Annotated in this window: 30 protein-coding genes and 1 other annotated feature; of the genes, 17 read left to right on the forward strand and 13 right to left on the reverse strand. The window is 54.7% G+C overall.

Annotated features, from left to right (window positions below; all coding sequences use genetic code 11):
• Positions 1 to 17 precede the first annotated feature (17 nt).
• The 4 genes from tcyP to hxpB all read right to left on the reverse strand — a co-directional run bounded on the left by tcyP (position 18) and on the right by hxpB (position 3,784).
• Positions 18 to 1,409 carry a cystine/sulfocysteine:cation symporter gene (gene tcyP / locus ACOTX1_RS17040; RefSeq protein ID WP_022647826.1) on the reverse strand — a complete coding sequence of 464 codons (1,392 nt, stop codon included), beginning with the start codon at positions 1,407 to 1,409 and terminating at the stop codon, positions 18 to 20.
• 127 nt (positions 1,410 to 1,536) lie between these two features.
• A complete protein-coding gene (locus ACOTX1_RS17045; RefSeq protein WP_015570742.1) occupies positions 1,537 to 2,127 on the reverse strand; it encodes a metal-dependent hydrolase in 591 nt (196 codons plus the stop codon).
• A gap of 95 nt (positions 2,128 to 2,222) precedes the next feature.
• Positions 2,223 to 2,984, reverse strand: a complete 762-nt coding sequence (gene kduD / locus ACOTX1_RS17050; protein WP_022650898.1) for a 2-dehydro-3-deoxy-D-gluconate 5-dehydrogenase KduD — start codon at positions 2,982 to 2,984, stop codon at positions 2,223 to 2,225.
• Positions 2,985 to 3,112: 128 nt separating this feature from the next.
• Positions 3,113 to 3,784 carry a hexitol phosphatase HxpB gene (hxpB, locus tag ACOTX1_RS17055; protein ID WP_003857825.1) on the reverse strand — a complete coding sequence of 224 codons (672 nt, stop codon included), beginning with the start codon at positions 3,782 to 3,784 and terminating at the stop codon, positions 3,113 to 3,115.
• A 140-nt stretch (positions 3,785 to 3,924) separates the two neighbouring features.
• On the opposite strand from hxpB, the gene ACOTX1_RS17060 reads away from it, so the two are divergent.
• Positions 3,925 to 4,461, forward strand: coding sequence for a YniB family protein (locus ACOTX1_RS17060; RefSeq protein WP_003857823.1), 537 nt, complete (start codon positions 3,925 to 3,927; stop codon positions 4,459 to 4,461).
• Between the two features lie 36 nt (positions 4,462 to 4,497).
• On the opposite strand, the gene ACOTX1_RS17065 is transcribed toward ACOTX1_RS17060, so the two are convergent.
• The 3 genes from ACOTX1_RS17065 to pfkB form a co-directional block, all read right to left on the reverse strand.
• Positions 4,498 to 5,358: a fructosamine kinase family protein gene (locus ACOTX1_RS17065; protein WP_022650899.1), complete on the reverse strand. Its 861-nt coding sequence runs from the start codon at positions 5,356 to 5,358 to the stop codon at positions 4,498 to 4,500.
• A gap of 105 nt (positions 5,359 to 5,463) precedes the next feature.
• On the reverse strand, positions 5,464 to 5,754 hold the full coding sequence (gene ghoS, locus ACOTX1_RS17070; protein WP_003857822.1) for a type V toxin-antitoxin system endoribonuclease antitoxin GhoS: 291 nt from the start codon (positions 5,752 to 5,754) through the stop codon (positions 5,464 to 5,466).
• 91 nt (positions 5,755 to 5,845) lie between these two features.
• Positions 5,846 to 6,778: a 6-phosphofructokinase II gene (gene pfkB / locus ACOTX1_RS17075; RefSeq protein ID WP_263522467.1), complete on the reverse strand. Its 933-nt coding sequence runs from the start codon at positions 6,776 to 6,778 to the stop codon at positions 5,846 to 5,848.
• Between the two features lie 296 nt (positions 6,779 to 7,074).
• On the opposite strand from pfkB, the gene ACOTX1_RS17080 reads away from it, so the two are divergent.
• A complete protein-coding gene (locus tag ACOTX1_RS17080) occupies positions 7,075 to 7,833 on the forward strand; it encodes a DUF481 domain-containing protein (RefSeq protein WP_026080717.1) in 759 nt (252 codons plus the stop codon).
• 263 nt (positions 7,834 to 8,096) lie between these two features.
• The gene (locus tag ACOTX1_RS17085) at positions 8,097 to 8,327 is read left to right on the forward strand and encodes a hypothetical protein (protein ID WP_003857817.1); all 231 of its coding nucleotides are present in this window, start codon (positions 8,097 to 8,099) and stop codon (positions 8,325 to 8,327) included.
• A 149-nt stretch (positions 8,328 to 8,476) separates the two neighbouring features.
• Here ACOTX1_RS17085 and yniD read toward each other — a convergent pair whose 3' ends face one another.
• Positions 8,477 to 8,584 carry a small membrane protein YniD gene (gene yniD / locus ACOTX1_RS17090; RefSeq protein ID WP_003857815.1) on the reverse strand — a complete coding sequence of 36 codons (108 nt, stop codon included), beginning with the start codon at positions 8,582 to 8,584 and terminating at the stop codon, positions 8,477 to 8,479.
• A 98-nt stretch (positions 8,585 to 8,682) separates the two neighbouring features.
• Complete coding sequence (gene yncL, locus ACOTX1_RS17095; protein ID WP_071785204.1) at positions 8,683 to 8,775, reverse strand: stress response membrane protein YncL; 93 nt, start codon at positions 8,773 to 8,775, stop codon at positions 8,683 to 8,685.
• Between the two features lie 324 nt (positions 8,776 to 9,099).
• Here yncL and thrS point away from each other — a divergent pair, with 324 nt between their 5' ends.
• From thrS to selO, 14 genes are all read left to right on the forward strand, one after another.
• Positions 9,100 to 11,028, forward strand: a complete 1,929-nt coding sequence (gene thrS / locus ACOTX1_RS17100; protein WP_263522448.1) for a threonine--tRNA ligase — start codon at positions 9,100 to 9,102, stop codon at positions 11,026 to 11,028.
• Between the two features lie 3 nt (positions 11,029 to 11,031).
• Positions 11,032 to 11,574 carry a translation initiation factor IF-3 gene (gene infC / locus ACOTX1_RS17105; RefSeq protein ID WP_023616141.1) on the forward strand — a complete coding sequence of 181 codons (543 nt, stop codon included), beginning with the start codon at positions 11,032 to 11,034 and terminating at the stop codon, positions 11,572 to 11,574.
• Between the two features lie 97 nt (positions 11,575 to 11,671).
• On the forward strand, positions 11,672 to 11,869 hold the full coding sequence (gene rpmI, locus ACOTX1_RS17110; protein ID WP_001124225.1) for a 50S ribosomal protein L35: 198 nt from the start codon (positions 11,672 to 11,674) through the stop codon (positions 11,867 to 11,869).
• Positions 11,870 to 11,919: 50 nt separating this feature from the next.
• Positions 11,920 to 12,276, forward strand: coding sequence for a 50S ribosomal protein L20 (gene rplT / locus ACOTX1_RS17115; RefSeq protein ID WP_000124850.1), 357 nt, complete (start codon positions 11,920 to 11,922; stop codon positions 12,274 to 12,276).
• A 117-nt stretch (positions 12,277 to 12,393) separates the two neighbouring features.
• Positions 12,394 to 12,518 (forward strand) — a sequence feature (Phe leader region).
• A complete protein-coding gene (gene pheM / locus ACOTX1_RS17120) occupies positions 12,399 to 12,443 on the forward strand; it encodes a pheST operon leader peptide PheM (RefSeq protein ID WP_001386830.1) in 45 nt (14 codons plus the stop codon). Its footprint overlaps the feature before it by 45 nt.
• A gap of 62 nt (positions 12,519 to 12,580) precedes the next feature.
• Positions 12,581 to 13,564, forward strand: coding sequence for a phenylalanine--tRNA ligase subunit alpha (pheS, locus tag ACOTX1_RS17125; RefSeq protein ID WP_003857809.1), 984 nt, complete (start codon positions 12,581 to 12,583; stop codon positions 13,562 to 13,564).
• 15 nt (positions 13,565 to 13,579) lie between these two features.
• Positions 13,580 to 15,967, forward strand: coding sequence for a phenylalanine--tRNA ligase subunit beta (gene pheT / locus ACOTX1_RS17130; RefSeq protein WP_032667094.1), 2,388 nt, complete (start codon positions 13,580 to 13,582; stop codon positions 15,965 to 15,967).
• 4 nt (positions 15,968 to 15,971) lie between these two features.
• Positions 15,972 to 16,271 carry an integration host factor subunit alpha gene (ihfA, locus tag ACOTX1_RS17135; protein ID WP_003857805.1) on the forward strand — a complete coding sequence of 100 codons (300 nt, stop codon included), beginning with the start codon at positions 15,972 to 15,974 and terminating at the stop codon, positions 16,269 to 16,271.
• 103 nt (positions 16,272 to 16,374) lie between these two features.
• Positions 16,375 to 17,355, forward strand: coding sequence for a vitamin B12 ABC transporter permease BtuC (gene btuC, locus ACOTX1_RS17140; protein ID WP_023315928.1), 981 nt, complete (start codon positions 16,375 to 16,377; stop codon positions 17,353 to 17,355).
• A gap of 33 nt (positions 17,356 to 17,388) precedes the next feature.
• Complete coding sequence (locus ACOTX1_RS17145) at positions 17,389 to 17,940, forward strand: glutathione peroxidase (protein ID WP_023315929.1); 552 nt, start codon at positions 17,389 to 17,391, stop codon at positions 17,938 to 17,940.
• Entirely contained in the window at positions 17,940 to 18,695 is a 756-nt protein-coding gene (gene btuD, locus ACOTX1_RS17150; protein ID WP_023315930.1) for a vitamin B12 ABC transporter ATP-binding protein BtuD, read from the forward strand. The genes ACOTX1_RS17145 and btuD overlap by 1 nt, the downstream gene beginning before the upstream one ends.
• A 72-nt stretch (positions 18,696 to 18,767) precedes the next feature.
• The gene (locus ACOTX1_RS17155) at positions 18,768 to 19,232 is read left to right on the forward strand and encodes an NlpC/P60 family protein (RefSeq protein WP_015570730.1); all 465 of its coding nucleotides are present in this window, start codon (positions 18,768 to 18,770) and stop codon (positions 19,230 to 19,232) included.
• Between the two features lie 293 nt (positions 19,233 to 19,525).
• Positions 19,526 to 20,239: an EAL domain-containing protein gene (locus ACOTX1_RS17160; RefSeq protein WP_003857794.1), complete on the forward strand. Its 714-nt coding sequence runs from the start codon at positions 19,526 to 19,528 to the stop codon at positions 20,237 to 20,239.
• Positions 20,240 to 20,300: 61 nt separating this feature from the next.
• Positions 20,301 to 21,743 (forward strand): protein adenylyltransferase SelO, encoded by a 1,443-nt coding sequence (selO, locus tag ACOTX1_RS17165; protein ID WP_003857792.1) that lies wholly within the window; start codon positions 20,301 to 20,303, stop codon positions 21,741 to 21,743.
• On the opposite strand, the gene ACOTX1_RS17170 is transcribed toward selO, so the two are convergent.
• Genes ACOTX1_RS17170 through chuS form a run of 4 tightly spaced genes read right to left on the reverse strand, consistent with a single transcriptional unit; the run spans position 21,740 to position 25,347 of the window.
• A complete protein-coding gene (locus tag ACOTX1_RS17170; RefSeq protein WP_023315931.1) occupies positions 21,740 to 22,519 on the reverse strand; it encodes a heme ABC transporter ATP-binding protein in 780 nt (259 codons plus the stop codon). The genes selO and ACOTX1_RS17170 overlap by 4 nt on opposite strands.
• Entirely contained in the window at positions 22,512 to 23,504 is a 993-nt protein-coding gene (locus ACOTX1_RS17175; RefSeq protein WP_032658176.1) for a FecCD family ABC transporter permease, read from the reverse strand. The genes ACOTX1_RS17170 and ACOTX1_RS17175 overlap by 8 nt, the downstream gene beginning before the upstream one ends.
• Positions 23,504 to 24,322 carry a heme/hemin ABC transporter substrate-binding protein gene (locus ACOTX1_RS17180; RefSeq protein ID WP_003857788.1) on the reverse strand — a complete coding sequence of 273 codons (819 nt, stop codon included), beginning with the start codon at positions 24,320 to 24,322 and terminating at the stop codon, positions 23,504 to 23,506. Before ACOTX1_RS17180 ends, ACOTX1_RS17175 begins: the two co-directional genes overlap by 1 nt.
• Positions 24,319 to 25,347 (reverse strand): hematinate-forming heme oxygenase ChuS, encoded by a 1,029-nt coding sequence (gene chuS / locus ACOTX1_RS17185; protein WP_023315933.1) that lies wholly within the window; start codon positions 25,345 to 25,347, stop codon positions 24,319 to 24,321. Before chuS ends, ACOTX1_RS17180 begins: the two co-directional genes overlap by 4 nt.
• Positions 25,348 to 25,357 lie beyond the last annotated feature (10 nt).

A 25,357-nucleotide genomic window follows, 5' to 3' on the forward strand; every position in this document is an offset into this window, starting at 1 on the left:
TTTTATTTCGGCAGTGATTAACGATGGGCCAGTTCGGCATCATCTTCACTGTCGAGAATTGTTTTGTCGGTCTGCTTCAGCCACTGGCTGGTCAGGGTACCGGCGGTCATTGAGCCACTCACGTTCAGGGCGGTACGACCCATGTCGATCAGCGGTTCAACAGAGATCAGCAGGGCAACCAGCGTCACCGGCAGTCCAAGCGCAGGCAGAACGATCAGCGCAGCGAAGGTCGCGCCGCCGCCCACGCCCGCAACACCGGCGGAGCTAATGGTCACGATACCGACCAGCGTCGCAATCCAGACCGGATCCAGCGGATTAATCCCCACGGTTGGGGCAACCATCACAGCCAGCATCGCCGGGTAGAGACCCGCACAGCCGTTCTGCCCGATGGTGGCGCCAAAGGAGGCCGAGAAGCTGGCGATAGACTCCGGTACGCCCAGACGACGGGTCTGTGCTTCCACGTTCAGCGGGATAGATGCCGCGCTGGAACGGCTGGTAAAGGCGAAGGTCAGCACCGGCCAGACTTTACGGAAGTATTTCAGCGGGCCAACGCCGTTCACCGCCAGCAGAATGCCGTGCACAACAAACATGATGCCCAGACCGAGGTACGAGGCAATCACAAAGCTGCCAAGCTTAATGATGTCTTGCAGGTTAGAACCTGCAACGACTTTGGTCATCAGAGCCAGGACACCGTACGGCGTCAGTTGCATGACCAGACGCACCAGCTTCATCACCCAGCTTTGCAGGGTATCGATGGCCGTCAGAACGCGCTCGCCTTTCGGCGCATCGTCCTTCAGCAGCTTCAGCGCAGCCACGCCCAGGAATGCCGCGAAGATCACCACGCTGATAATGGAGGTTGGGCTTGCGCCGGTCAGGTCAGCAAACGGGTTCTTCGGAATGAAGGAGAGCACCATCTGCGGAACGGTCAGATCGGCCACTTTACCCACGTAGTTGGTCTCAATCGCCGTCAGACGCGCGGTTTCAGCGCTACCCTGCACCAGACCTTCAGCAGTCAGGCCAAACAGATTGGTTACCAGCACACCCACCAGCGCCGCAATCAGCGTGGTGAAGAGCAGGGTACCAATGGTCAGGAAGCTAATTTTACCCAGTTGAGAGGCATTGTGCAGGCGGGCTACGGCGCTCAGAATAGAGGCGAATACCAGCGGCATAACGATCATTTGCAGCAGCTGTACATAGCCGTTACCGACAATGTTGAACCACTGAATGGAGTCTTTCAGTACCGGGCTGTCGGAGCCGTAAATAGCGTGTAAGGCCAGGCCAAACACCACGCCCATGACCAGACCGACCAGTACCTTTTTCGCCAGGCTCCACTGTTTGTGGCGAGCCTGGGCGAGAAGCAATAGCAATACGACGAACACAACAATGTTCGCGATGAGTGGAAAATTCATCCCCGTTCTCCTGATTTATTATACGGTCGGTTTTTACCGAACCTGTTGGCGCAAGGTTATCAGAAGTGTGATGTCACGCTTATATCCATATGGAATGGTTTATGACAAAAGTGATTATATTGTCGGTTTAATGTTCAATCTGGTGATTAATAAAACGATTGAACTGAAATTGCAGCGAGTTGATCATCTGCGATGACCAGCGCACTGCACCATTTTCGGGCAATGTCTGCGGCATCCAGACGGCATACGCAAACAGCGCCATGCACAGAACGCGCTCCAGCTGGTTGCCTTTTTGCGGCACGAGGATTGGCAGGCGGAAACGCCAGCGGCAGGGCCAGAGCAGCGGTACGCCCGCTGGCGTCAGCATATCGGCGAGGATATGGCTTAAGTAGCCAAGCACCATGCCCTGAATGGCATCCGCCGGGACGATCCAGCTCTCCGGAACCTTTAAATAGAAGAGTGTAAGCAGGCCAAATACGGCCAGCAGGCTGTGGGTAAACCCGCGATGACCAAAGGCTCTGGCGATGGGCTTTGAAATCCACTTTAGCCGCTGGCCAAGGAATGACTTTGGATGATCTATGTCCGGCAGCAGGCAGGTAAGTACGGCGGAAGGGACAATATGCCACCAGTCCCCCTGTGCCAGCACAGGGGTCAGTTCAGCGTTTTTGGCAAACACTGCACAGGCAAGTGAAAAAAGCAGGTGGCCTTCCGCCGTCATGATAAAACCCAGTAAACTGTCGATTCATACAGTATAGGGTTTTTATACAGTGTGTGAAAGAGGTGACGGTGTAACTCTTTGTCACAAACGCGCGGTTAGCGCGCCAGCCAGCCACCGTCTACGGCGAGAGTATGACCGTTAACGTAATCAGATGCTCTTGAAGCCAGAAACACCACCGGACCCTGTAAATCCTTCGGGAGACCCCAGCGGCCCGCCGGAATCCGGTCGAGGATCGCCTGGCTACGCTGCTCATCATCGCGAAGCTGCCGGGTGTTATTGGTCGCCATATAACCTGGCGCGATAGCGTTCACGTTAATACCTAGCGGCGCCCATTCGTTCGCCAGCAGGCGGGTGAGGCCCAGCACGCCGCTTTTGGACGCCGTATAGGAGGGCACCCGGATGCCGCCCTGGAAGGAGAGCATGGAAGCAATGTTAATGATCTTGCCGCCCTGACCCTGCGCGATAAACTGTTTCGCCACTGCCTGAGAGAGGAAAAAGACTGATTTCAGATTGAGATCGATGACCTCGTCCCAGTCCTTCTCACTAAATTCCAGCGCATCGGCACGGCGGATGGTGCCGGCATTGTTAACCAGAATATCGATGCGGCCCATCTCAGCGACTGCGGTATCCACCACGCTCTGAATACTCTCCTGCTTGCCAAGATCGGCGCGAATCGCGATAAAGCGTCGTCCCAGCGCCGTAACGCGCGCTGCCGTTTCGTCAGGAACCTTGCGGTTAACCCCCACGATATCGCATCCTGCTTCGGCGAGGGCAATGGCCATGCCTTGCCCCAGACCGGTATCGCACCCGGTCACCATCGCCACTTTTCCTGCCAGAGTAAAAGCATCCAGTATCATACGCGCCTCAGAAGTCAGGTTATTGTCATTCTGCACGTAAGAATAGGAGTCTGGAATGAGAAAAGCAAATAAAGTAAAACGTTGTTTTGATTTTGCGGGACAGGCAGCCGAAGCTGCCTGAAAGAGCGTTACTCCCCACGCAGATGGCGGGCAGTCAATTCTTCAAGAGACGTCAGCCTGACATCCGCCAGGGCAAAACGGGGATCGTGTCGGCCTTCTTCAGCCGGCACAACGATGGAGCGCATACGTGCGGCTTTGGACGCCACCATGCCGTTAACCGAATCTTCCAGCGCCACACAGGTAAGCGGATCCAGCCCCAGTTTCGCGGCGCAGTCCATATACACCTGCGGATGTGGCTTGCTGTACGGAAGCTTTTCGGCCGAGGCCAGCGCGTCGAAGCTGTCGCGCAGCCCGAACATCGTCAGCACTTTTTCCAGCATATGCAGCGGTGAGGCGGAGGCCAGTCCCACTTTCAGCCCTTGCGCCTTGCACAGGGCGATAGCGTCGCGTACGCCCGGTAACAGAGGCTTATACTCTTCTACGAGGGAGATGGCGCGGTTGATAATGCGCGCCGTAACTTCGTCGCGATCCGGGCCAACCCATGGCTGGTGGGCATACCAAAGGTCAACCACCATATCGATGCGCAGCCCCAGGGTATCGGGAAGCTCGTTACGACGACTGATATCGACGCCGAGGCTGGCCATCACGTCCAGTTCAGCCCGATCCCACAGGGGTTCGGAATCAATCAGCAATCCATCCATGTCAAAAATAGCGGCAAGTATCTGGCGCGGTGTCGACATTACAACATCTCCTTATCTTGGGGTAAGACGAACGGTGCTAAGCACAAGCAATTTAGCATATTGCATGCAAAGAGCGGGCGAAATTGACCGACAGCAGGTAGACTTAGGCACAAATAACGCGTCTTTATGAAGAGGAACTAATGACGTATCAACAAGCTGGACGCATCGCGGTCTTAAAACGTGTTGCTGGTTGGGTTATTTTTATTCCCGCCCTGATTTCAACGCTGATCTCCGTACTCAAATTTATGTACGATCACAGCGAAAAACAGCCGGGCATCAATGCCGTTATGCTTGATTTTGCCCACGTCATGATTGAGATGATGCGGTTTAACACTCCGTTCCTGAACGTCTTCTGGTTCAACTCCCCCACGCCGGATTTTCACCACCAGCTGAATGTCGGTTTCTGGATAATCTATGCGTTGATATTTATCGCGATGGCGTTGCAGGCCTCCGGCGCGCGCATGAGTCGCCAGACCCGCTTTTTACGCGAAGGGGTGGAAGATCAGCTGATACTTGAGAAGGCGAAAGGCCCTGACGGGATGAGCCGCGAGCAGATCGAATCGCGCATTGTCGTTCCGCGTCATACCATTTTTGTGCAGTTTTTCCCGCTCTACATCCTGCCGGTCATCATCATTGTGGCCGGGTATTTCTTCTTTACGCTGCTTGGCTTCCTGTAAATCCTAAGGGAAGGGGCGTGATGCTGCCCCTTCCCGCTATGCCGCCAGAATACGGTCCAGCGCCCGCTGGGCATTTACCAGATGACTCCCGCCAAACAAAATAGCCCGGTTTAGCAAGGTGTACAGCTGATAAACCGGCTGACGATCAAGGAAACCCGCAGGTAACGGCGAGACAGACTGATAGCCATCATAAATTTGCGGCGGCTGTTCAGGGTGCAACGGCAGCATCGCGAGGTCACACTCTCTGTCGCCCCAGTAGCAGGCCGGGTCATATATATAGGGACCATCAGGCCCAAGCGCGCAGTTGTTTGACCATAAATCACCGTGCAGAAGGGAAGCCTGAGGCTGATGCGAAGCCAGACGCTGCTGAATATGTTCAACAATCGCGTCGATGTTGCCGAACGCTAATCCCTTTTCAGCGGCCAGCTCCAGCTGCCAGCCGATGCGCTGTTCGGCGAAAAAAGTCGACCAGCGGCGCTGCCATGCGTTTGGCTGTGGGGTGGTGGAGAGGTCGTTATCGAAATCGAGCCCAAACTGAGGTTGATCGCTCCACTGGTGCAAACGGGCGATCTGTTGCCCGAGAATAAAGGCGTTATGCGCATCCAGAGGACGCGCGGGAAGATAGTTCATCACCAGAAAGCTATAGTCACGATCGCTGCCGACGGCTAAAACCTGCGGAACGGTGACTGTTTTACTGCGCGATAACAGCTCAAGCTGATCGGCTTCGGCAGTAAAAATGGGGAGCAATTCGCGCTCATCACATTTAACGAAAAGATCGCGCCCGGCGTAACGTAAATGCCATGCGGCATGGATCTCTCCGCCTGGCAGTTCGTTACGCAGTTCAATTTCACCTTCACCCAGCTGCTCACTTAAAAGATGACTGATAGCCTGCCACATGATGTCTCTCCCATGTTGTCTGCCAGATCATAAAGTTAGCGCAAAACGGCTATAAAAAAACAGGAACTAACGCACAACTGAGCGGTTTAATTTTATACAGGGCACTTATTGTTCTTTTTTATGCCAGTTTTCCCAGCTATCCACATCAATTTCCGTGGCTTTGTCAGTCACGCTTTCCACCAGGCTACTGGCCAGCGCCTTCACCTCTTCCTGACTCAGCGGGCTTATCAGGCCAAATGCCAGTGAGCCGAGATCGTGAATATTGCCCTCATCGTCCGTCAGCGTAAGCAGAAAATTGGCGCGCGTGAACGCGTTGTTGAGTTCATTCAGTTCGGTCAGCGACGCCTCATGAATATTCACGGTTACGACGTAGCGGGTGATATCACCACTGCTCATAATTCACCTCGTTGTTATCCTGAAAGTTTTCTTAGCATAGTCGATAAGCTCTGTTTAGCGACTTCCCCTTCCATGGGAAGGGGAAGCAGGTTCAGCTTCTCTCGAGGTAATCGACAATTTTCTGGGTATCCGCAAGCGAACACAGACGCGTTCCCTGGTTTATGGTGGCTGCACTCCCTGCCGCGACGCCATAGCGTGCCATCTCCAGAAGCGAAGCGCCCTGCGCCAGCTTCAGCACCATCGCGCCAACCATACTGTCACCGGCACCCACGGTGCTCTGGCTTTTCATCGGCGGTGGCACAACCTGCACAAAGCCCGTCTTATCGACGGCCAGCGCCCCCTGAGGACCGAGAGAAACAACAACGCGATGCGCTTTGCCCGTACGTACCAGCTCTTCTGCGGCAGTACGAACGTCATCAGGCTGGCTGAGTTCTCGATTAACCAGGGCACTGAGCTCTTTCTGGTTAGGTTTAACGAGTTCAAGTTGTCCGGGTTCTAACGCCGCCTTCAGGGCTTCGCCCGAGCTATCGACAACGCAGCGGATGCCGCGCTGGAGCGCAGCCTGAACCAGCGCCGTCAGTTTCTCTGTTTTGACGCCCGGCGGCAGGCTACCGCTGATCACCAGTAATGAGCCGCTTTCAATGGTCAGCACTTTCTCTTCCAGTTGACGAAACTCATCATCGGTCAATATCGCCCCCGGCATCACAAAGCGATATTGCTCGCCGCTGGATTCAACATGGACATGCAGATTCTGCCGGGTCCAGTCTTTAGCGTCGACGGTGTCTACGGCCACCTGTTCATCTGCCAGCAACGCCACCAGATGTTCTCCCGTGGCGCCGCCAGCGGGGAAGATGGCGGTGGCTTTTCCGCCGAGATGGGTAATAGCGCGCGCCACGTTGATGCCGCCGCCGCCCGGCTCAAACGCCGGCGCGCTACAGCGCAGCTTACCTTCCGGGTAGATTTGCGGCGTCATGGTCGCGGAGTCGAGGGAAGGGGAGAGTGTCAGCGTATAAATCGAAGCCATCATGACCTCCTTTTATCATGGGTTCTTTTAAGCCTGGCACCGTTTGGCAGGAAGGCAACGTAAATAACAGTATGATTTTAAATATGAATGCTGACAAATAAGCTGCGCCGGGCATATAAAATAAAACGCGTTTTGGGATCGTTCTTATTCAAAAAATGAAAGAAGAAAATATTGCTATGTTATTTGCGGCTTTTTATAATTTGTTACCTTTCTATGGTCGCCTTGTCATTGATCCGCAAGAAAGTTTCCGAGACCGTGACGGTCTCTTTTTATGTTGTACGGACTCCTTAAATAAAATGAAGCTTTTGAAGACAGTACCCGCAGCACTGATGCTGGCGGGTGGCGTATTTGCGTCACTGAATGCAACCGCCGATGATACCGTTTTTACTGTCATGGACGATCCCTCCACTGCCAAAAAACCCTTTGAAGGTAACGTGAATGCCGGGTATCTGGCGCAATCCGGTAATACGAAAAGCTCCTCCCTGACCGCAGACAGCACCCTGACCTGGTACGGCAACACCACGGCCTGGTCGCTGTGGGGAAATGCCAGCAACACCTCTGCTAACGATCAACGCTCATCGGAGAAATACGCGGTAGGCGGACGTAGCCGATACAACATGACCGATTATGACTACCTGTTCGGGCAGGCGAGTTGGCTGACTGACCGCTACAACGGCTATCGCCAGCGTGATGTCGTAACTGCGGGTTATGGTCGTCAGTTCCTCAATGGGCCGGTGCACAGCCTGCGTTTTGAATTCGGTCCGGGTGTCCGTTACGACGAGTACACCAACGGCGAAGATGAAACCCAGCCGCTGGGTTATGCATCGGGCACCTATGCATGGCAGATGACCGACAACGCAAAATTCACCCAGGGTGTGTCGGTGTTTGGTGCTGAAGATACAACGCTGAACTCAGAAAGTGCGTTGAACGTGGCGATCAATGAACACTTTGGACTCAAGGTGGCGTACAACGTAACCTGGAACTCATCCCCACCTGATTCTGCACCGGAACATACCGATCGCCGAACCACGATTTCATTAGGTTATAAAATGTAATATCGTCGGGCCGAGAATAATCCCGGCCCGTTTTTTATTTTCTGAAACTGTGCTTATTTATATTAAACGGCGTTTTAAAATAATGTGTCTGGTTTCATCTTCATAATTTCTCCATAATTAGCTGGCCAGGGCTTATTCAGTTTATTTGACACGAATTGATAAATAATTTGACTAGGCAAGAATGTGATCCAGATCTACACTTACGGCACAGGCGGAAAACTTGCCTCAGGCATATCGCATTAAATAAGTATGAGAATAAATTTATGAAAAAAATCAAAACCGCTACAGCAGCGATGGTGCTTTCCGCACTTTCATTTGGCGTATTTGCTGCTGATAATACGCAACCTGCCAATGACGTTAACAGCCCAATCGGGATCGCTAAAGCCTCTGATGTAGAAGCAGGCTCCAACATTGCCCCTGGCACTCAGTCTACCGGCCAGTCAATGAATGATGCATTTGATGTACATAAGCTGGTGGCGGGTGAGTGGTCCTGATATTTCAACTGCCACGTGTGACGGAATATATACGCTGCCACAGCCTGTCGAAAACCGGCTTATGACGTAACGGTTTTGGACCATAAATTATCGTAAAGATAGTTAAGATTTATTCAGTAAATTCACGGCAGGTTTTCGCTGACAAAATATCAGCCCCAGATCATAGCGGCCCAGCGCAGCAGCAACATCGCGCCGCAAATAGCAATTAACACCACGACCATTTTCCAGTGCTTCACGGCAAATCTTTTTGTTGGCATAACCTAATCCTTGTCAGTTGATACCCTTAGTCTACCAAAGTCTGCGCCAGAAAGCGCTCAACAAGGGAGAACAGGTTATGCCGGAACACCGGTTCGGCTTAAAACCAATGGAATCTGTCAGCCAGAATCAATACCAGGCCAGCAGCGGAAAGTAGATTTAATATCACAACGGTTCTACTCGATACGTTCATGTGATACCCCTTCGATGTTTAAGGACCAGATCAAGAATAGCTCAGCACTTTCGGATTGCGAGCACCCGTCAACAAAAGTTCATTAATGCAGACAACAGGATGTGCGGTTCAAAACGGTCGCTGGAAGGTGCATTCGCCCTGTCAATAGTGTTACCATTACGTCGCCTGTCGTAAACCCGCATTATTCTGAAATCGGCCGGTGAATGATGACGAACCAATTTGACGATTGTTGGTCAGATGGTTTCGTAATCTACTGTTTAATCACGATTATTTTCTTTGTATATGCTCTTATGTGTGGGGCATCACTGCAAATAAGGATATAAAATGCCTGTAATTACTCTTCCTGATGGCAGCCAACGCCATTTCGACCACGCTGTTAGCCCAATGGATGTTGCCCTGGATATCGGTCCTGGACTTGCAAAAGCAACCGTTGCAGGCCGCGTAAACGGCGAGCTGGTAGACGCGTCCGATCTGATTGAAAGCGATGCAACGCTTGCGATCATCACCGCGAAAGACGAAGAAGGTCTGGAGATCATTCGTCACTCCTGCGCGCACCTGTTAGGCCATGCTATCAAGCAGCTGTGGCCAAACACCAAAATGGCGATCGGCCCGGTTATCGACAACGGTTTCTACTACGACGTTGACCTTGACCACACCCTGACCCAGGAAGATATCGACGCGCTCGAAAAACGTATGCACGAGCTCGCCGAAACCAACTATGACGTCATTAAGAAGAAAGTCAGCTGGCACGAAGCGCGTGAAACCTTCGTGAAGCGCGGCGAGAGCTACAAAGTCTCGATTCTTGATGAAAACATCGCTCATGATGACAAGCCAGGCTTGTACCATCACCAGGAATACGTCGACATGTGCCGTGGTCCGCACGTGCCGAATATGCGCTTCTGTCATCACTTCAAACTGATGAAAATCGCAGGCGCTTACTGGCGTGGCGATAGCAACAACAAGATGTTGCAGCGTATCTATGGTACCGCGTGGGCCGATAAGAAAGCCCTGAACGCATACCTGCAACGCCTGGAAGAGGCGGCTAAGCGTGACCACCGTAAAATCGGTAAGCAGCTTGACCTGTATCATATGCAGGAAGAAGCGCCGGGGATGGTGTTCTGGCATAACGACGGCTGGACTATCTTCCGTGAACTGGAAACGTTCGTGCGCTCCAAGCTGAAAGAGTACCAGTATCAGGAAGTGAAGGGCCCGTTCATGATGGACCGTGTGCTGTGGGAAAAAACCGGCCACTGGGACAACTACAAAGATGCGATGTTCACCACTTCGTCTGAGAACCGTGAATACTGCATCAAGCCAATGAACTGCCCGGGCCACGTTCAGATCTTCAACCAGGGTCTGAAATCCTACCGCGATCTGCCGCTGCGTATGGCGGAGTTCGGTAGCTGCCACCGTAACGAGCCATCAGGTGCGCTGCACGGTCTGATGCGTGTTCGTGGCTTTACTCAGGATGATGCGCATATCTTCTGTACTGAAGATCAGGTCCGTGAAGAAGTTAACGCCTGTATTCGTATGGTCTACGATATGTACAGCACCTTTGGCTTCGAGAAGATCGTGGTCAAACTCTCAACGCGTCCGGAAAAACGTATCGGCAGCGATGAGACATGGGATCGCGCAGAGGCGGATCTCGCCGTAGCGCTGGAAGAGAACGGTATTCCGTTCGAATACCAGCTGGGCGAGGGCGCATTCTACGGTCCGAAAATTGAATTTACCCTGTATGACTGCCTCGATCGCGCATGGCAGTGCGGAACGGTACAGCTGGACTTCTCCCTGCCGCAGCGTTTAAGCGCCTCTTATGTTGGCGAAGACAACGAGCGTCAGGTGCCGGTTATGATTCACCGTGCGATTCTCGGTTCACTGGAGCGCTTCATCGGCATCCTGACCGAAGAGTTCGCAGGCTTCTTCCCAACCTGGCTTGCGCCAGTGCAGGTCGTGGTGATGAACATTACCGATTCTCAGGCGGATTACGTTAAAGAATTGACGCAGAAACTACAAAATGCGGGCATTCGCGTAAAAGCAGACTTGAGAAATGAGAAGATTGGCTTTAAAATCCGCGAGCACACTTTACGTCGTGTCCCGTATATGTTGGTCTGTGGTGATAAAGAGGTGGAAGCAGGCAAAGTTGCCGTTCGCACCCGCCGTGGTAAAGACCTGGGGAGCCTGGACGTAAGTGAAGTGATTGAGAAGCTGCAACAAGAGATTCGCAGCCGCAGTCTTCAACAACTGGAGGAATAAGGTATTAAAGGCGGAAAACGAGTTCAAACGGCACGTCCGAATCGTATCAATGGCGAGATTCGCGCCCAGGAAGTTCGCTTAACAGGTCTGGAAGGCGAGCAGCTGGGGATTGTGAGTCTGAGAGAAGCGATCGAAAAGGCTGAAGAAGCTGGAGTAGATTTAGTTGAAATCAGCCCTAACGCCGAACCGCCAGTTTGTCGTATCATGGACTACGGCAAGTTCCTTTATGAAAAGAGTAAGTCTTCTAAGGAACAGAAGAAGAAGCAAAAAGTTATCCAGGTTAAGGAAATCAAATTCCGTCCTGGTACCGACGATGGCGATTATCAGGTAAAACTCCGCAGCCTGATTCGCTTTCTGGAAGATGGCGATAAGGCCAAGATCACGCTGCGTTTCCGCGGTCGTGAGATGGCCCACCAACAGATTGGTATGGAAGTGCTTAACCGCGTCCGTGACGATCTGAGTGAACTGGCAGTAGTCGAATCCTTCCCTACGAAGATCGAAGGCCGCCAGATGATCATGGTGCTCGCTCCTAAGAAGAAACAGTAAGGCCTTCAAGCAGCAAAATCTGTGGAGCCTTCGGGTTTCATAGGTTTTGTTCGCCTATGTTTCGTTTATTTAACAATGCGAAGTGGAAGTTATTAAAATGCCAAAAATTAAGACCGTACGCGGTGCTGCTAAGCGCTTCAAAAAAACCGGTAAAGGTGGTTTTAAGCACAAGCACGCTAACCTGCGTCACATTCTGACTAAGAAAGCTACCAAGCGTAAACGTCACCTGCGTCCAAAAGCCATGGTTTCTAAAGGCGATCTGGGCCTGGTCATCGCGTGCCTGCCGTACGCATAAGTCGTTAACGTTTAACTTTTTTAACTTAGAATAGATACAGGAGAGCACACATGGCTCGCGTAAAACGTGGTGTAATTGCACGTGCACGTCACAAGAAAATTTTGAAACAAGCTAAAGGCTACTACGGTGCGCGTTCACGCGTATACCGCGTTGCCTTCCAGGCTGTTATCAAAGCAGGTCAGTACGCTTACCGTGACCGTCGTCAGCGTAAGCGTCAGTTCCGTCAACTGTGGATTGCGCGTATCAACGCAGCAGCACGTCAGAACGGTATTTCTTACAGCAAATTCATCAACGGCCTGAAAAAAGCCTCTGTTGAAATCGACCGTAAGATCCTGGCTGACATCGCAGTATTCGACAAAGTAGCGTTCACCGCTCTGGTCGAAAAAGCGAAAGCAGCACTGGCATAAGCCAGTTGAGAGAGGGGGCTTTGCCTCCTCTTTTCATTTAACACCATCAGAAGATTGACATTTATCCGTGCAGGCTTTTCAATAAGGTCTTAACGGTTTTTACCCTACAAGGTAACGCAAGCATGAATGCTGCTATTTTCCGCTTCTTCTTTTACTTTAGCACCTGACTTCAGGAGGCTAGCGCGTGAAAGATGAAACGAAAAACAGCGCCAGATAAGCCTCCCGATGGAGGCTTTTTTTGTGCCTGAAGTTAAGAGAATACGTCCAACAATTCGGTGTCTGCACCGACATAATGAGGAAAACCATGTCACATCTCGCAGAGCTGGTTGCCAGTGCAACGGCCGCCATTAACCAGGCCTCAGATGTTGCCGCGTTAGACAATGTCCGCGTCGAATATCTGGGCAAGAAAGGGCATTTGACCCTTCAGATGACTACCCTGCGTGAACTGCCAGCAGAGGAGCGCCCTGCAGCCGGTGCAGTGATTAACGAAGCCAAAGAGCAGGTACAGCAAGCGCTGAACGCGCGTAAAGCCGAGCTGGAAAGCGCAGTACTGAATGCGCGTCTGGCGGCAGAAACGATTGACGTTTCTCTGCCGGGTCGTCGTATTGAAAACGGCGGTCTGCATCCGGTTACCCGTACTATCGATCGTATTGAAAGTTTCTTCGGTGAGCTCGGCTTTACCGTGGCGACTGGCCCGGAAATTGAAGATGATTACCATAACTTCGATGCCCTCAACATTCCTGGCCATCATCCGGCACGTGCTGACCACGACACTTTCTGGTTTGACGCTACCCGTCTGCTGCGTACCCAGACTTCCGGCGTTCAGATCCGTACCATGAAGGAACAGGAACCGCCTATCCGCATCATCGCGCCGGGTCGCGTATACCGTAACGACTACGATCAGACCCACACCCCAATGTTCCACCAGATGGAAGGTCTGATTGTTGATAAAAACATCAGCTTCACCAACCTGAAAGGCACGCTGCACGATTTCCTGAACAACTTTTTTGAGGAAGATTTGCAGGTTCGCTTCCGTCCGTCCTACTTCCCGTTCACCGAACCGTCTGCGGAAGTTGACGTGATGGGTAAAAACGGTAAATGGCTGGAAGTGCTGGGCTGCGGCATGGTGCATCCAAACGTGCTGCGCAACGTGGGTATCGATCCAGAAGTGTATTCCGGCTTTGCGTTCGGTATGGGCATGGAGCGTCTGACCATGCTGCGCTACGGCGTAACCGATTTACGTGCGTTCTTCGAAAACGATCTGCGTTTCCTCAAACAGTTTAAATAAGGGCAGGACAGAACAATGAAATTCAGTGAACTGTGGTTACGCGAATGGGTGAACACCACGCTGGACAGCGACGCGCTTTCCAACCAGATCACCATGGCGGGTCTGGAAGTTGACGGTGTAGAGCCGGTTTCTGGCGCCTTCACCGGCGTGGTCGTGGGCGAAGTGGTTGAATGCGGTCAGCACCCTAACGCTGACAAACTGCGCGTAACAAAAGTCAATGTGGGCGGTGATCGTCTGCTGGATATCGTCTGCGGTGCGCCAAACTGCCGTCAGGGCCTGAAAGTGGCCGTGGCGACCGTCGGTGCGGTACTGCCGGGCGATTTCAAAATCAAAGCGGCTAAGCTGCGCGGTGAGCCGTCTGAAGGTATGCTGTGCTCCTTCTCCGAACTGGGTATTTCCGACGATCACTCCGGCATTATTGAACTGCCGCAGGATGCGCCAGTCGGTACCGATATCCGCGAATACCTGAAGCTTGATGACAACACCATCGAAATCAGCGTAACGCCAAACCGTGCCGACTGCTTAGGCATCATCGGTGTGGCCCGCGACGTGGCCGTGCTAAACCAGACCGAACTGAACGTGCCGGAGATCGCACCGGTTGAGGCAACCATCAGTGACGTGCTGCCGATTCAGGTAGACGCGCCTGAGGCCTGCCCACGCTACCTCGGTCGTGTGGTGAAAGGTATTAACGTTAAAGCGCCAACCCCGCTGTGGATGAAAGAGAAACTGCGTCGCTGCGGTATCCGTTCTATCGACGCCGTGGTTGACGTCACCAACTATGTTCTGCTGGAGCTGGGCCAGCCAATGCACGCCTTTGATAAAGATCGTATCGAAGGTGGGATCGTCGTGCGCATGGCGAAAGAGGGCGAAACCCTGGTTCTGCTGGACGGCAGCGAAGCGAAACTGAACGCCGACACCCTTGTGATTGCCGATCACAACAAAGCGCTGGCGATGGGCGGTATCTTCGGCGGCGAGCACTCTGGCGTTAACGACGAGACGCAAAACGTCCTGCTGGAATGCGCGTTCTTCAGCCCGCTCTCCATCACTGGCCGCGCACGCCGTCACGGTCTGCACACTGATGCTTCTCATCGCTACGAGCGTGGCGTGGATCCTGCGCTGCAATACAAAGCGATGGAGCGTGCAACTCGCCTGCTGATCGATATCTGCGGCGGTGAAGCGGGTCCGGTAATTGATGTGACCAACGAAGCGACACTGCCGAAGCGTGCGACCATTACCCTGCGCCGCAGCAAGCTGGATCGCCTGATTGGTCACCACGTTGCCGATGCGCAGGTGACCGACATTCTGACGCGCCTGGGCTGCGAAGTCACAGAAGGTCAGGACGAGTGGAAAGCCGTTGCGCCATCCTGGCGTTTCGACATGGAGATCGAAGAAGATCTGGTGGAAGAAGTGGCCCGCGTTTACGGCTACAACAACATCCCTGACGAGCCGGTGCAGGCGGGTCTGGTGATGGGCAGCCATCGCGAGGCCGATCTGTCTCTGAAGCGTGTGAAAACCATGCTGAACGACAAAGGCTACCAGGAAGTGATCACCTACAGCTTCGTTGATCCTAAGCTGCAACAGCTGATCCACCCGGGTCAGGAAGTGCTGATCCTGCCAAGCCCGATTTCCAGCGAGATGTCAGCGATGCGTCTGTCCCTGTGGACGGGACTGCTGGGCACTATCGTTTATAACCAGAACCGTCAGCAAAACCGCGTGCGTATTTTCGAAAGCGGTTTGCGCTTTGTACCGGATACTCAGGCGAATTTAGGCATCCGTCAGGATCTCATGCTGGCCGGCGCCATCAGCGGTAACCGCTATGAAGAGCACTGGGACCTGGCAAAAGGGACGGTTGATTTCTACGATATGAAGGGCGATCTGGAAGCGATTCTCGATCTGACCGGTAAATTATCCGAAATTGAATTCCGCGCAGAAGCGATTCCAGCCCTGCATCCGGGTCAGAGTGCGGCGATCTATTTAGACGGCAAACGTGTTGGTTTCATTGGGGTTGTTCACCCGGAACTGGAACGTAAGCTGGATCTGAATGGCCGTACCATCGTATTCGAACTGGAGTGGAACCCGGTTGCAGACCGCGTCATTCCTCAGGCGCAGGACGTCTCACGCTTCCCGGCAAACCGCCGTGATATCGCGGTTGTGGTCGCTGAAAATGTGCCCGCAGCAGATATTTTGGCCGAATGTAAGAAAGTTGGCGTAAATCAGGTAGTTGGCGTAAACTTATTTGACGTGTACCGCGGCAAGGGCGTAGCAGAAGGTTTCAAGAGCCTCGCTATTAGCCTTATCCTTCAGGATACCAGCCGTACACTCGAAGAAGAGGAGATTGCCGCTACCGTCGCCAAATGTGTAGAGGCATTAAAAGAGCGATTCCAGGCATCATTGAGGGATTGAACCTATGGCGCTTACAAAAGCTGAAATGTCAGAATATCTGTTTGATAAGCTTGGGCTTAGCAAACGGGATGCCAAAGAGCTGGTAGAGCTGTTTTTCGAAGAGATCCGTCGTGCTCTGGAAAATGGTGAGCAGGTTAAACTCTCCGGCTTTGGCAATTTTGATTTGCGAGACAAAAACCAACGTCCGGGCCGTAACCCGAAGACGGGGGAAGATATTCCCATTACAGCCCGCCGCGTGGTGACCTTCAGACCCGGACAGAAGTTAAAAAGCCGTGTCGAAAACGCAACGCCCAAAGCAGAGTAATATGAACTAACTAAAAAGGCCGCTCACGCGGCCTTTTTTCTTTGCGCTATTTGCTAAACCCGCCGTAAAATCAATGATATCTCAACCGGATAACCTATCGTCTATGCTTGATCTTGCCCGTCTTCAGCACCGCTCCGATCTCCGCCGCCTGTGTCTGCTCGGGGTGCTGTTGATTGTCTCCACCACCGTCAGCCTGTGCGCGGGCGATCGGTGGCTGGGGCCGGAAAGCTGGTTTACGCCTGAAGGGCAGCTCTTTGTCTGGCAGATCCGCCTGCCGCGGACGCTGGCTGTCCTTTTAGTCGGCGCTGCGCTGGCGCTGTGCGGTACGATCATGCAGGCATTATTTGAAAACCCTCTGGCGGAACCCGGGCTTCTCGGGGTCTCGAATGGTGCAGGCGTCGGGCTTATCGCCGCCGTGATGTTGGGGGGAGGCGAGCTCTCCGGCTGGGGGATTAGCCTCAGCGCCATCCTTGGCGCGCTGTTGATAACCCTTATCCTTCTGCGCTTTGCTCGTCGCCATTTATCCACCAGCCGGCTGCTACTTGCCGGGGTAGCGTTGGGGATCATCTGTAGTGCGCTGATGACCTGGGCCGTCTACTTCTCCACCTCCTTCGATCTGCGCCAGTTAATGTACTGGATGATGGGGGGATTTGGTGGCGTCGACTGGCGTCAGGGGTGGCTGATGGTGCTCCTGATCCCGGCTATCCTGTGGATGGTTTTCCAGGCGCAGCCGCTGAATATTCTCGCGCTGGGCGAAACGTCTGCTCGCCAGCTCGGGATGCCGATTGGATTCTGGCGCAACGTGCTGGTTATCGCCATCGGCTGGATGGTGGGCGTAAGCGTGGCGCTGGCGGGGGCGATTGGCTTTATTGGGCTGGTGATCCCGCATATGCTGCGTCTGTGCGGCATGACGGACCACCGAACCCTGCTCCCGGCCTCGGCGGTTGCCGGGGCGGCAACGCTGCTGGTTGCCGATATCATCGCCCGACTCGCCCTGACGGCCGCTGAGTTGCCCATAGGCGTGGTGACCGCAACGCTGGGCGCGCCGGTCTTTATCTGGCTACTATTAAAAGCTGGACGTTAAAACACAACCTGTAAGTCAACCTGAGGGAATGCTATGCAGCCTGATATTCTGAATACCGAAGTGACGACCATTGACGGCGAGAAAACCACGCTGGAAGGCTACAAGGGCAAGGTGCTGCTCATCGTGAACGTGGCGTCGAAATGTGGCCTTACGCCGCAGTATGAACAGCTGGAAAACATTCATAAAGCCTGGGAAAAAGACGGCTTTACCGTACTCGGCTTCCCGTGCAACCAGTTCCTGGGCCAGGAGCCGGGCAGCGAAGAGGAAATTAAGACCTTTTGCAGCACAACCTATGGCGTGACGTTCCCGATGTTCAGCAAAATTGACGTGAACGGGGAAAATCGTCATCCGCTGTATGCCAAACTGGTGGCCGCGGCGCCGACCGCCGTTGCGCCTGAAGAGAGTGGTTTCTATGAGCGTATGGCGAGTAAAGGCCGCGCGCCGCTCTATCCGGACGATATTCTGTGGAACTTCGAAAAATTCCTGATTGGACGTGACGGTCAGGTCGTGCAGCGTTTTTCGCCTGACATGACGCCTGAAGATCCTATCGTGATGGAATCAATCAAGCTGGCGCTGGCGAAATAATGACGCTGGTGATGCAGCTCACGGACGTTGCCGGGAAGGGACGTCTTGAGCCTGTGACTGCCGCAGTCAACGCAGGTGAAATCCTTCACCTGGTTGGGCCAAACGGCGCCGGAAAAAGCACGCTGCTGGCTCGCATGGCGGGGCTGACCACCGGGGAAGGAGAGATAACCTTTCTCGGGCAATCGCTCGTCGACTGGCTACCCGCTACACTTGCCTCCCGTCGAAGCTACCTGGTTCAGCAGCAGGTTCCGCCCTTTGCGATGCCCGTCTGGCACTACCTGACGCTGCATCTGCCTGATAAAAATCAGGTGGGCTTGCTCAACGAGGTTGCTGCGGCGCTCGGGTTAGACGATAAGCTCACCCGGCAGGCAAATCAGCTTTCCGGCGGCGAGTGGCAGCGCGTGCGTCTGGCCGCCGTTATCCTTCAGATCCATCCGGCGGGAAATCCTCACGGGCGGATGCTGCTGCTGGACGAGCCGATGAGCGGGCTGGACGTTGCCCAACAGGCAGCGCTGGATACCCTGCTCAGCGCGCTATGTCGCAAGGGGATCGCCATTGTGATGAGCAGCCATGATTTAAACCATACGTTGCGCCACGCGCATCGGGTGTGGTTGCTGGCGCGTGGCAAACTGATTGCCAGCGGAACGCGCGACAACGTGCTGACGGCCGCCAATCTTGCGAGCGCTTACCACATGTCGTTCCGGAGGCTGGATATTGAAGGCCACAAGATGCTCATTTCCACGGCGCAGGAATAACCTTTCTTGCACAGTCGCATAGATGCACGCTAAATTACCGAAAGAACAAAAAAAGCAGAGGATTCGTCTGAAATGCGATTCTGGTTTCTCCTTGTTGCGGCGCTATTTCTTGCAGGATGCAGCAGCCATCGTGCACCTCCGCCCAACCCACGGCTTTCCGATTCCATTACGGTCATTGCCAGCCTGAACGATCAGCTCAGCAACTGGCGCGGCACCCCTTATCGCTACGGCGGCATGAGCCGGGGCGGGGTGGATTGCTCAGGATTCGTGCTGATGACCTTCCGCGATAAATTTGACCTCCAGCTTCCGCGAGAAACGCGTATGCAGGCGAAAATCGGCACTGAAATTGATAAAGACGAACTCCTGCCCGGCGATCTGGTCTTTTTTAAAACGGGCTCCGGTGAAAGCGGCCTTCATGTCGGCATTTATGACACCGATAATCAGTTCATTCATGCCTCGACCAGCCGTGGCGTGATGCGCTCCTCTCTGGATAATGTTTACTGGCGTAAAAACTTCTGGCAGGCCAGACGTATTTAACCGCTGCATAAAAATGCAGTGCGGAGGGCCTGGCGGTGAAAATAGACGTCAGGCTTTTCTTGCGGGTTGATTAAAGTTAAATTTTTTGCCCAATTATTTATGTCCGCATGTGCCTGTTTTATCTAAAACTGGCTATTATTCAATAACCAGGATAAAATTAATTAAGATTCAGGGAAAAATCTGAAAATTAATACGGAAAGAATGAAATTAACCTTATTAAAATCAAGACAGTGGAATTGTGCCTGCAATTGCTCCAGGATGTTCTCTCTCATCTTTAATGCAGGACAAGCGCGATGATTATTACGCTAGATAATGCTTACCAGTCTGAACTTTTACTCCTTCCGGCGCGTGATAGTGCAGGTTTGCTTAAAGGTTTAGAGATTTTGGTTAACTTTACTGGCGTGGGTGCGGACGTACGGATCCCGACTGAACTGGTTATCCCACATCTTTCTCAGGAAGATGAATTAGCGCTGTTTCAGGAGAAACTACAATTACTCGATACCTGTAAGCTATTTTTTATTCAGCATCAGTTAATTGCATGGATCAATATTACACCTGCAATTGTTGAGTTTTTATTAACTAATGAGAACGCTGTTTCAATCCTTGAACGATATCCGTTTCTTGAGTTTACTGTTAATGAGAACTATCCAGGTTTAAATAACGGGAAAGACGATCCCTGTCTGGCAAGAATGGCGATCCATTTCCCCCTAGTGCTGGCTAACTTCGGTGCAGGGGCTGCGTCCCTTAAGCCGGTTTATGATGGTCTGTTCAAACGGGTGGTTCTGGATAAAAACTTTATCCAGCAGCGTGTCTCGGCACTCTCGTTTGAGCCTTTTATGCGCGCTATTCTCTGGCAGATCGCGCCGCACTGTCAGTCGGTCATGGTCTCGGGAATTGACGATCACGGCATCTTACAACGCGTGCTGCCCTTCAATTTTGGTGCAATGCAGGGAAGCCTGTGGCCTGCCGTCCCGGCAGAGCGGGTCACGACTCTCGTACAGCAATAACCCCTTTCTTCGCCCGTGTTTACGTCCAGGGAAACCCTCTACACTTAAAGCAGGAGGACTTATGACCCTGTCTTTTACTGCTCACTGGCACGATGAATTACCCGGCTTTTACACCGCGCTTAAGCCAACGCCTTTACAAAACGCGCGTCTTATCTGGCATAACGATGCATTAGCGGATTCGCTTGGCATCCCTTCGACGCTTTTTCAGCCAGAAAAAGGCGCCGGCGTCTGGGGCGGCGAAACGCTGCTTCCGGGCATGAAGCCGCTGGCTCAGGTCTACAGCGGACATCAGTTTGGCGTCTGGGCGGGACAGCTCGGCGATGGCCGCGGTATCCTGCTGGGTGAACAAGTTCTGCCGAATGGCGAAACGCTCGACTGGCACCTGAAAGGGGCAGGGCTAACCCCATACTCACGCATGGGAGATGGCCGCGCGGTGCTGCGTTCAACCATACGTGAAGGTCTGGCTTCCGAGGCGATGCACGCTCTGGGGATCCCTACCTCACGTGCGCTGTCCATTGTCACCAGCGACACGCCGGTGGCCCGCGAAACGATGGAGCAGGGAGCGATGCTGGTCCGCGTGGCGGAAAGCCATCTGCGTTTCGGTCATTTTGAACACTTCTACTATCGCCGCGAGCCGGATAAAGTCCGCCAGCTTGCCGATTACGCTCTTCGTCGTCACTGGCCGCACCTGCAAAACGAGCCGGACCGCTATGTTCTCTGGTTCCGTGATATTGTTGCGCGCACCGCCGCAATGATTGCCCGCTGGCAGGCCGTCGGCTTTGCCCATGGGGTGATGAACACCGACAACATGTCCCTGTTAGGGCTGACGTTTGACTACGGTCCGTACGGCTTCCTTGATGACTATCAGCCGGGTTACATCTGTAACCATTCGGACTATCAGGGGCGTTACCGTTTCGACAACCAGCCTGCGGTGGGGCTGTGGAACCTTCAGCGGCTTGCACAAAGCCTGTCGCCGTTTATCGACGTCGATGCCCTGAACGATGCGCTGGACAGCTATCAGGAGGTCCTGCTGCGGGAATACGGTGTGTTAATGCGCACCAGGCTGGGGCTGATGACGCAGGAAAAAGGCGATAACGCGCTGCTGAATGGGCTGTTTGCCATCATGGCGCGTGAAGGCAGCGACTATACCCGAACCTTCCGTATGCTGAGCCAGACCGCGCAGCAGAGCGCCGCGTCACCGCTGCGCGACGAGTTCGTCGATCGACAGGCGTTTGATGACTGGTTTGCCGCTTACCGGGCGCGTTTACAGCAGGAACAAATTGATGACGATACCCGCCAGGCGCGGATGAAGGCGGTTAACCCGGCGATGGTATTGCGCAACTGGCTGGCGCAGCGGGCCATTGAGCAGGCAGAGCAGGGGGACTATACCGAGCTGCATCGGCTACATATCGCCCTGCGCACGCCGTTTGCCGACCGGGAGGATGACTATGTCAGCCGCCCGCCGGACTGGGGCAAGCGGCTGGAAGTGAGCTGCTCAAGCTAAGGGGCGAGAAAAACCTGCGGCGCGGCGTGCGCCGGATGTCTGCCGACGTGCACCTGCGCACCGTACCAGCGTGCCAGCGCGTCGGCCTGCAAAACCGTCTCCGGTATGCCCTGAGAAACAATCCTGCCGTTGTGTAACAGTAGGATCCGGTCCGACCATAATGCGGCAAGATTGAGATCGTGCAGCACCACGCAGGCGTGAAGATGGCCCTGACGGGTCAGCGATTTCAACAGGCGCAGCAGATGCTGCTGGTGGTAGAGATCCAGCGCGGAAGTGGGTTCGTCGAGAAACAGCCAGCCGCGTGGCGTTCCGTCACGCCACAGCTGCGCGAGCGCGCGGGCGAGCTGGACGCGCTGCTGCTCGCCCCCCGAGAGGGCATGATAGCGCCTGCCGGCCAGCGGCAGGCAACCGGTCAGCTGCAATACCTCACGCACAATTGACGGTTCCGGGTGACGCGTCCAGGGCGCACGCCCCATTCCAACGATCTCCTCCACCTGCCAGTCAAATTCAGGCTGAGATTGCTGGCGCATCACCGCCCGATAGCGCGACAGCACCTGCGGATGCCATTCATCCAGCGCTTTTCCCGCCAGCGAACAGCCTCCGCTGTCGGGTTTCAGATAGCCGGTCAGCAGCCGCAGCAGCGTGGATTTCCCCGCGCCGTTGGGGCCGATCAATGTAACCAGCTCTCCCTGCGACAGTGACACCGAAACATTATCTGTCAGCGTGCGGCCAGACCGGGTAAAAGTCAGATTTTCAGCCGTATAACGTTCAGCCATGCTGTTCTCCACGACGAAAAATGAGCCATAAGAACCAGGGAGCGCCAAGGATACTGGTGAGCAGGCCGACCGGCATTTCTGCCGGGGCGACCAGGGTGCGCGCGACCGTATCCGCCACCAGCAGCAGTAAAGCGCCCGCGAGTACCGTGCCGGGGAGGGTTGCCCGGTGATCGGCGCCCAACCACATGCGCATCAGGTGCGGCACCACGAGTCCGACAAAGCCAATCACGCCGCTGACGGCGACAGCCGCAGCGACCAGCAGGGCGCTGCATAACAGTAATATTCGCTGTACAAGGGCAACGTCCACGCCAAGGTAATGCGCTTCCTCTTCACCCAGTTGCAGTAAATTTAACGCACTGGCACAGCGCCAGATCGCCAGAGCGGCAGGCACCATCAGCGAGGTCACGGCGAGCAGCGTGGACCACTGCGCCTGACCAAGACTTCCCATTCCCCAGAGTGAAAGCTGACGCAGCTGGGCGTCATTGCTGACCCACGAAAGCACACCTACTGCCGCACCGCACAGGGCATTGATGGCGATACCCACCAGCAACAGACGTGACAGAGAGGTGTCATGCTGCTTGCTGAGCAGGAAGATCACGCCTGTGGCTGCCAGCGCTCCAAAAAATGCCGCCAGCATAGGGGCGTAAAGCATCACCAGCGCGGGCAGCGCAAGCGGGAGCACCACCCACAGGGCGACGGCCAGCGCCGCACCGCTGCTGATCCCGAGCAGGCCCGGGTCGGCAAGCGAATTGCGGAACAGCCCCTGCATGACGCAGCCGGCGAGCGCCAGCGACCCGCCAATCACCAGCGCCAGCAGCACGCGGGGCAGACGGATGGTGAGCCAGATCTGGCGTAGCGTCTCATCGCTGCCGCTCCACAGCACGTTCACCGGCAGGCGTAACGCCCCAAAACCGGTAGCCATGATCGTCATGACGATAAGCGACCCCGCCAGAAGCCATAACGATAACGTGATGCGCCGGGACATCAGGGCAGTTGCTCCGCTCTGGCACGCAGCTGTTGTATGGCTTTCGGCGTGCGGACGCTGAAGCCCAGCAGGGCCATGTCATCAATAGCCAGCACCTGCTTGCTTCGTCCCGCTGGCGTTTGCGCCAGACCGGGCAGTTTCCACAGATTTTCTTCGCCGCCCAGCGCGTTAAGGCCCTCCTGCGAAATCACCACCAGATCCGGCTGGCTGGCCATCACCCCCTCCTGGGAAAGCGGCTGATAGCGGGTAAAGCCCTGCATGGCGTTCTGCAACCCGGCGGCGCGTATTGCCGCATCCGCACCGGTCTGTTGCCCGGCCGCCATTGCGGTCATTCCGCCGTGGCTGAGGATAAACAGCACCCGCTTGTTGAGCGGTGTTGAGGGCAGTGCCGCCAGCGCCTGACGCAGCGAGTTGCGCAGGGTTTCCCCTTGCGCCTCATGATGCGTCGCCTGAGCTATCACCCGTACTTTTTCGTCAATCGCGCGCAGGTCAGGCGTGCCGGGAACGGTAACCACCCGGACGTGGCTCTGTTCAACCTGCTTCAGCGCCAGAGAGGGCTGCGCCTGGTCGCTTGCCAGCACCAGCGTCGGGCGTACGGACAAAATCCCCTCCGCATTCAGCTGGCGAAGATACCCCACGTCAGGCAGCGCGTTTGTCGCCTGCGGCCACTGGCTGGTACTGTCGCGCGCAACCAGAGAAGACTCCGCGCCGAGGGCGTAGACGATCTCCGTCACATCGCCGCCGAGGGCGACAATTCTCTCCGGCGCGGCGACGGCGACCAGCGGCAGGGCACAGAGCAGGGCAAACCAGTTTTTCATGCCGCCAGCCCTTCCGGCGTCAGGGCGTCAATCTGGCGACGCCACTGGCTCTGCTCAGGCTCGCCTTCGGTACGCTGCCCATAGAGCTGGGCGATCTGAGTGCCATCCGCAGCAAACAGCTCCAGGCTGGTAACGTGTCCGTCCGCCGTAGGTTTACGCGTTACCCACGTCTCGGCGATAGTCTCCTCCAGCAGATGCAGGGTAAAGGTTGGGTTGAAGATGTTCAGCCAGCCTTTCATGGGCGTCAGTTTTTCCACCACACCGGTGAAAATCTGCACGCAGCCGCGGTTGCCGACGAAGATCATGATTTCGTTTCTGTCCTGTCGCGCCGTCTCCAGCAGCTGTGCCAGCGCGCTGTTATCCACCTTACAGGCCAGATCGTCACTCACCAGACGAAACGCCTGCTGGCGGCTCAGGTTATGGCGCTTCAGTAAGCTAAAGAACTGATGCACGTCGGTCATGGCGCGCCACTCTTTCTCCACCGAGCCTGCATCAGCACCGTCGGAATGCGCAGGGGACTCGACAGCCTTTAGCGCCAGAGCGGGGTTATCGGCAATGATAAAACGGGTCAGCACGTCGCCCCAGGCGGCAACGTCGGTGTGATCCGTGGTGTAGACCTTAAGTAAAGCGTCGCCCTGATGATCGAAGAACTGAATGCTCTGACGTTCGCCGCGGGAGGTCGTTTCACTTATGTGAAACGCGCTCGCCCACTGGTTGAGGAACAAACGCAGATCCAGCGCACGCGGATTTAGCACCAGCCCGGCGTGGCCGCCGAGGTGCTGGTTAGTAAACGCTCCGATCTGTTCATGAACGGCGTATTCGTTACGGCAGATGCATTTGGTTTCCCCCACCGACTCCAGCGCCGCCAGAATCTCACGGATTTCACCGCGCAGCCGCCAGGCGTCGTGTCCAACACGCGCAAATGCCAGCTCTGCTTCGCTGATGTGCATTAATCCGGCGATATCACGGGCGTACTTACCCGGATGTTCTTCTTTAAGCTCAAGCCAGCGTGTGTAGTGACCCATAATCTTATCC

Origin of the sequence: Enterobacter cloacae complex sp. IR5401, from assembly GCF_049238425.1 — a bacterium.
GTDB lineage: Bacteria > Pseudomonadota > Gammaproteobacteria > Enterobacterales > Enterobacteriaceae > Enterobacter > Enterobacter hormaechei_C.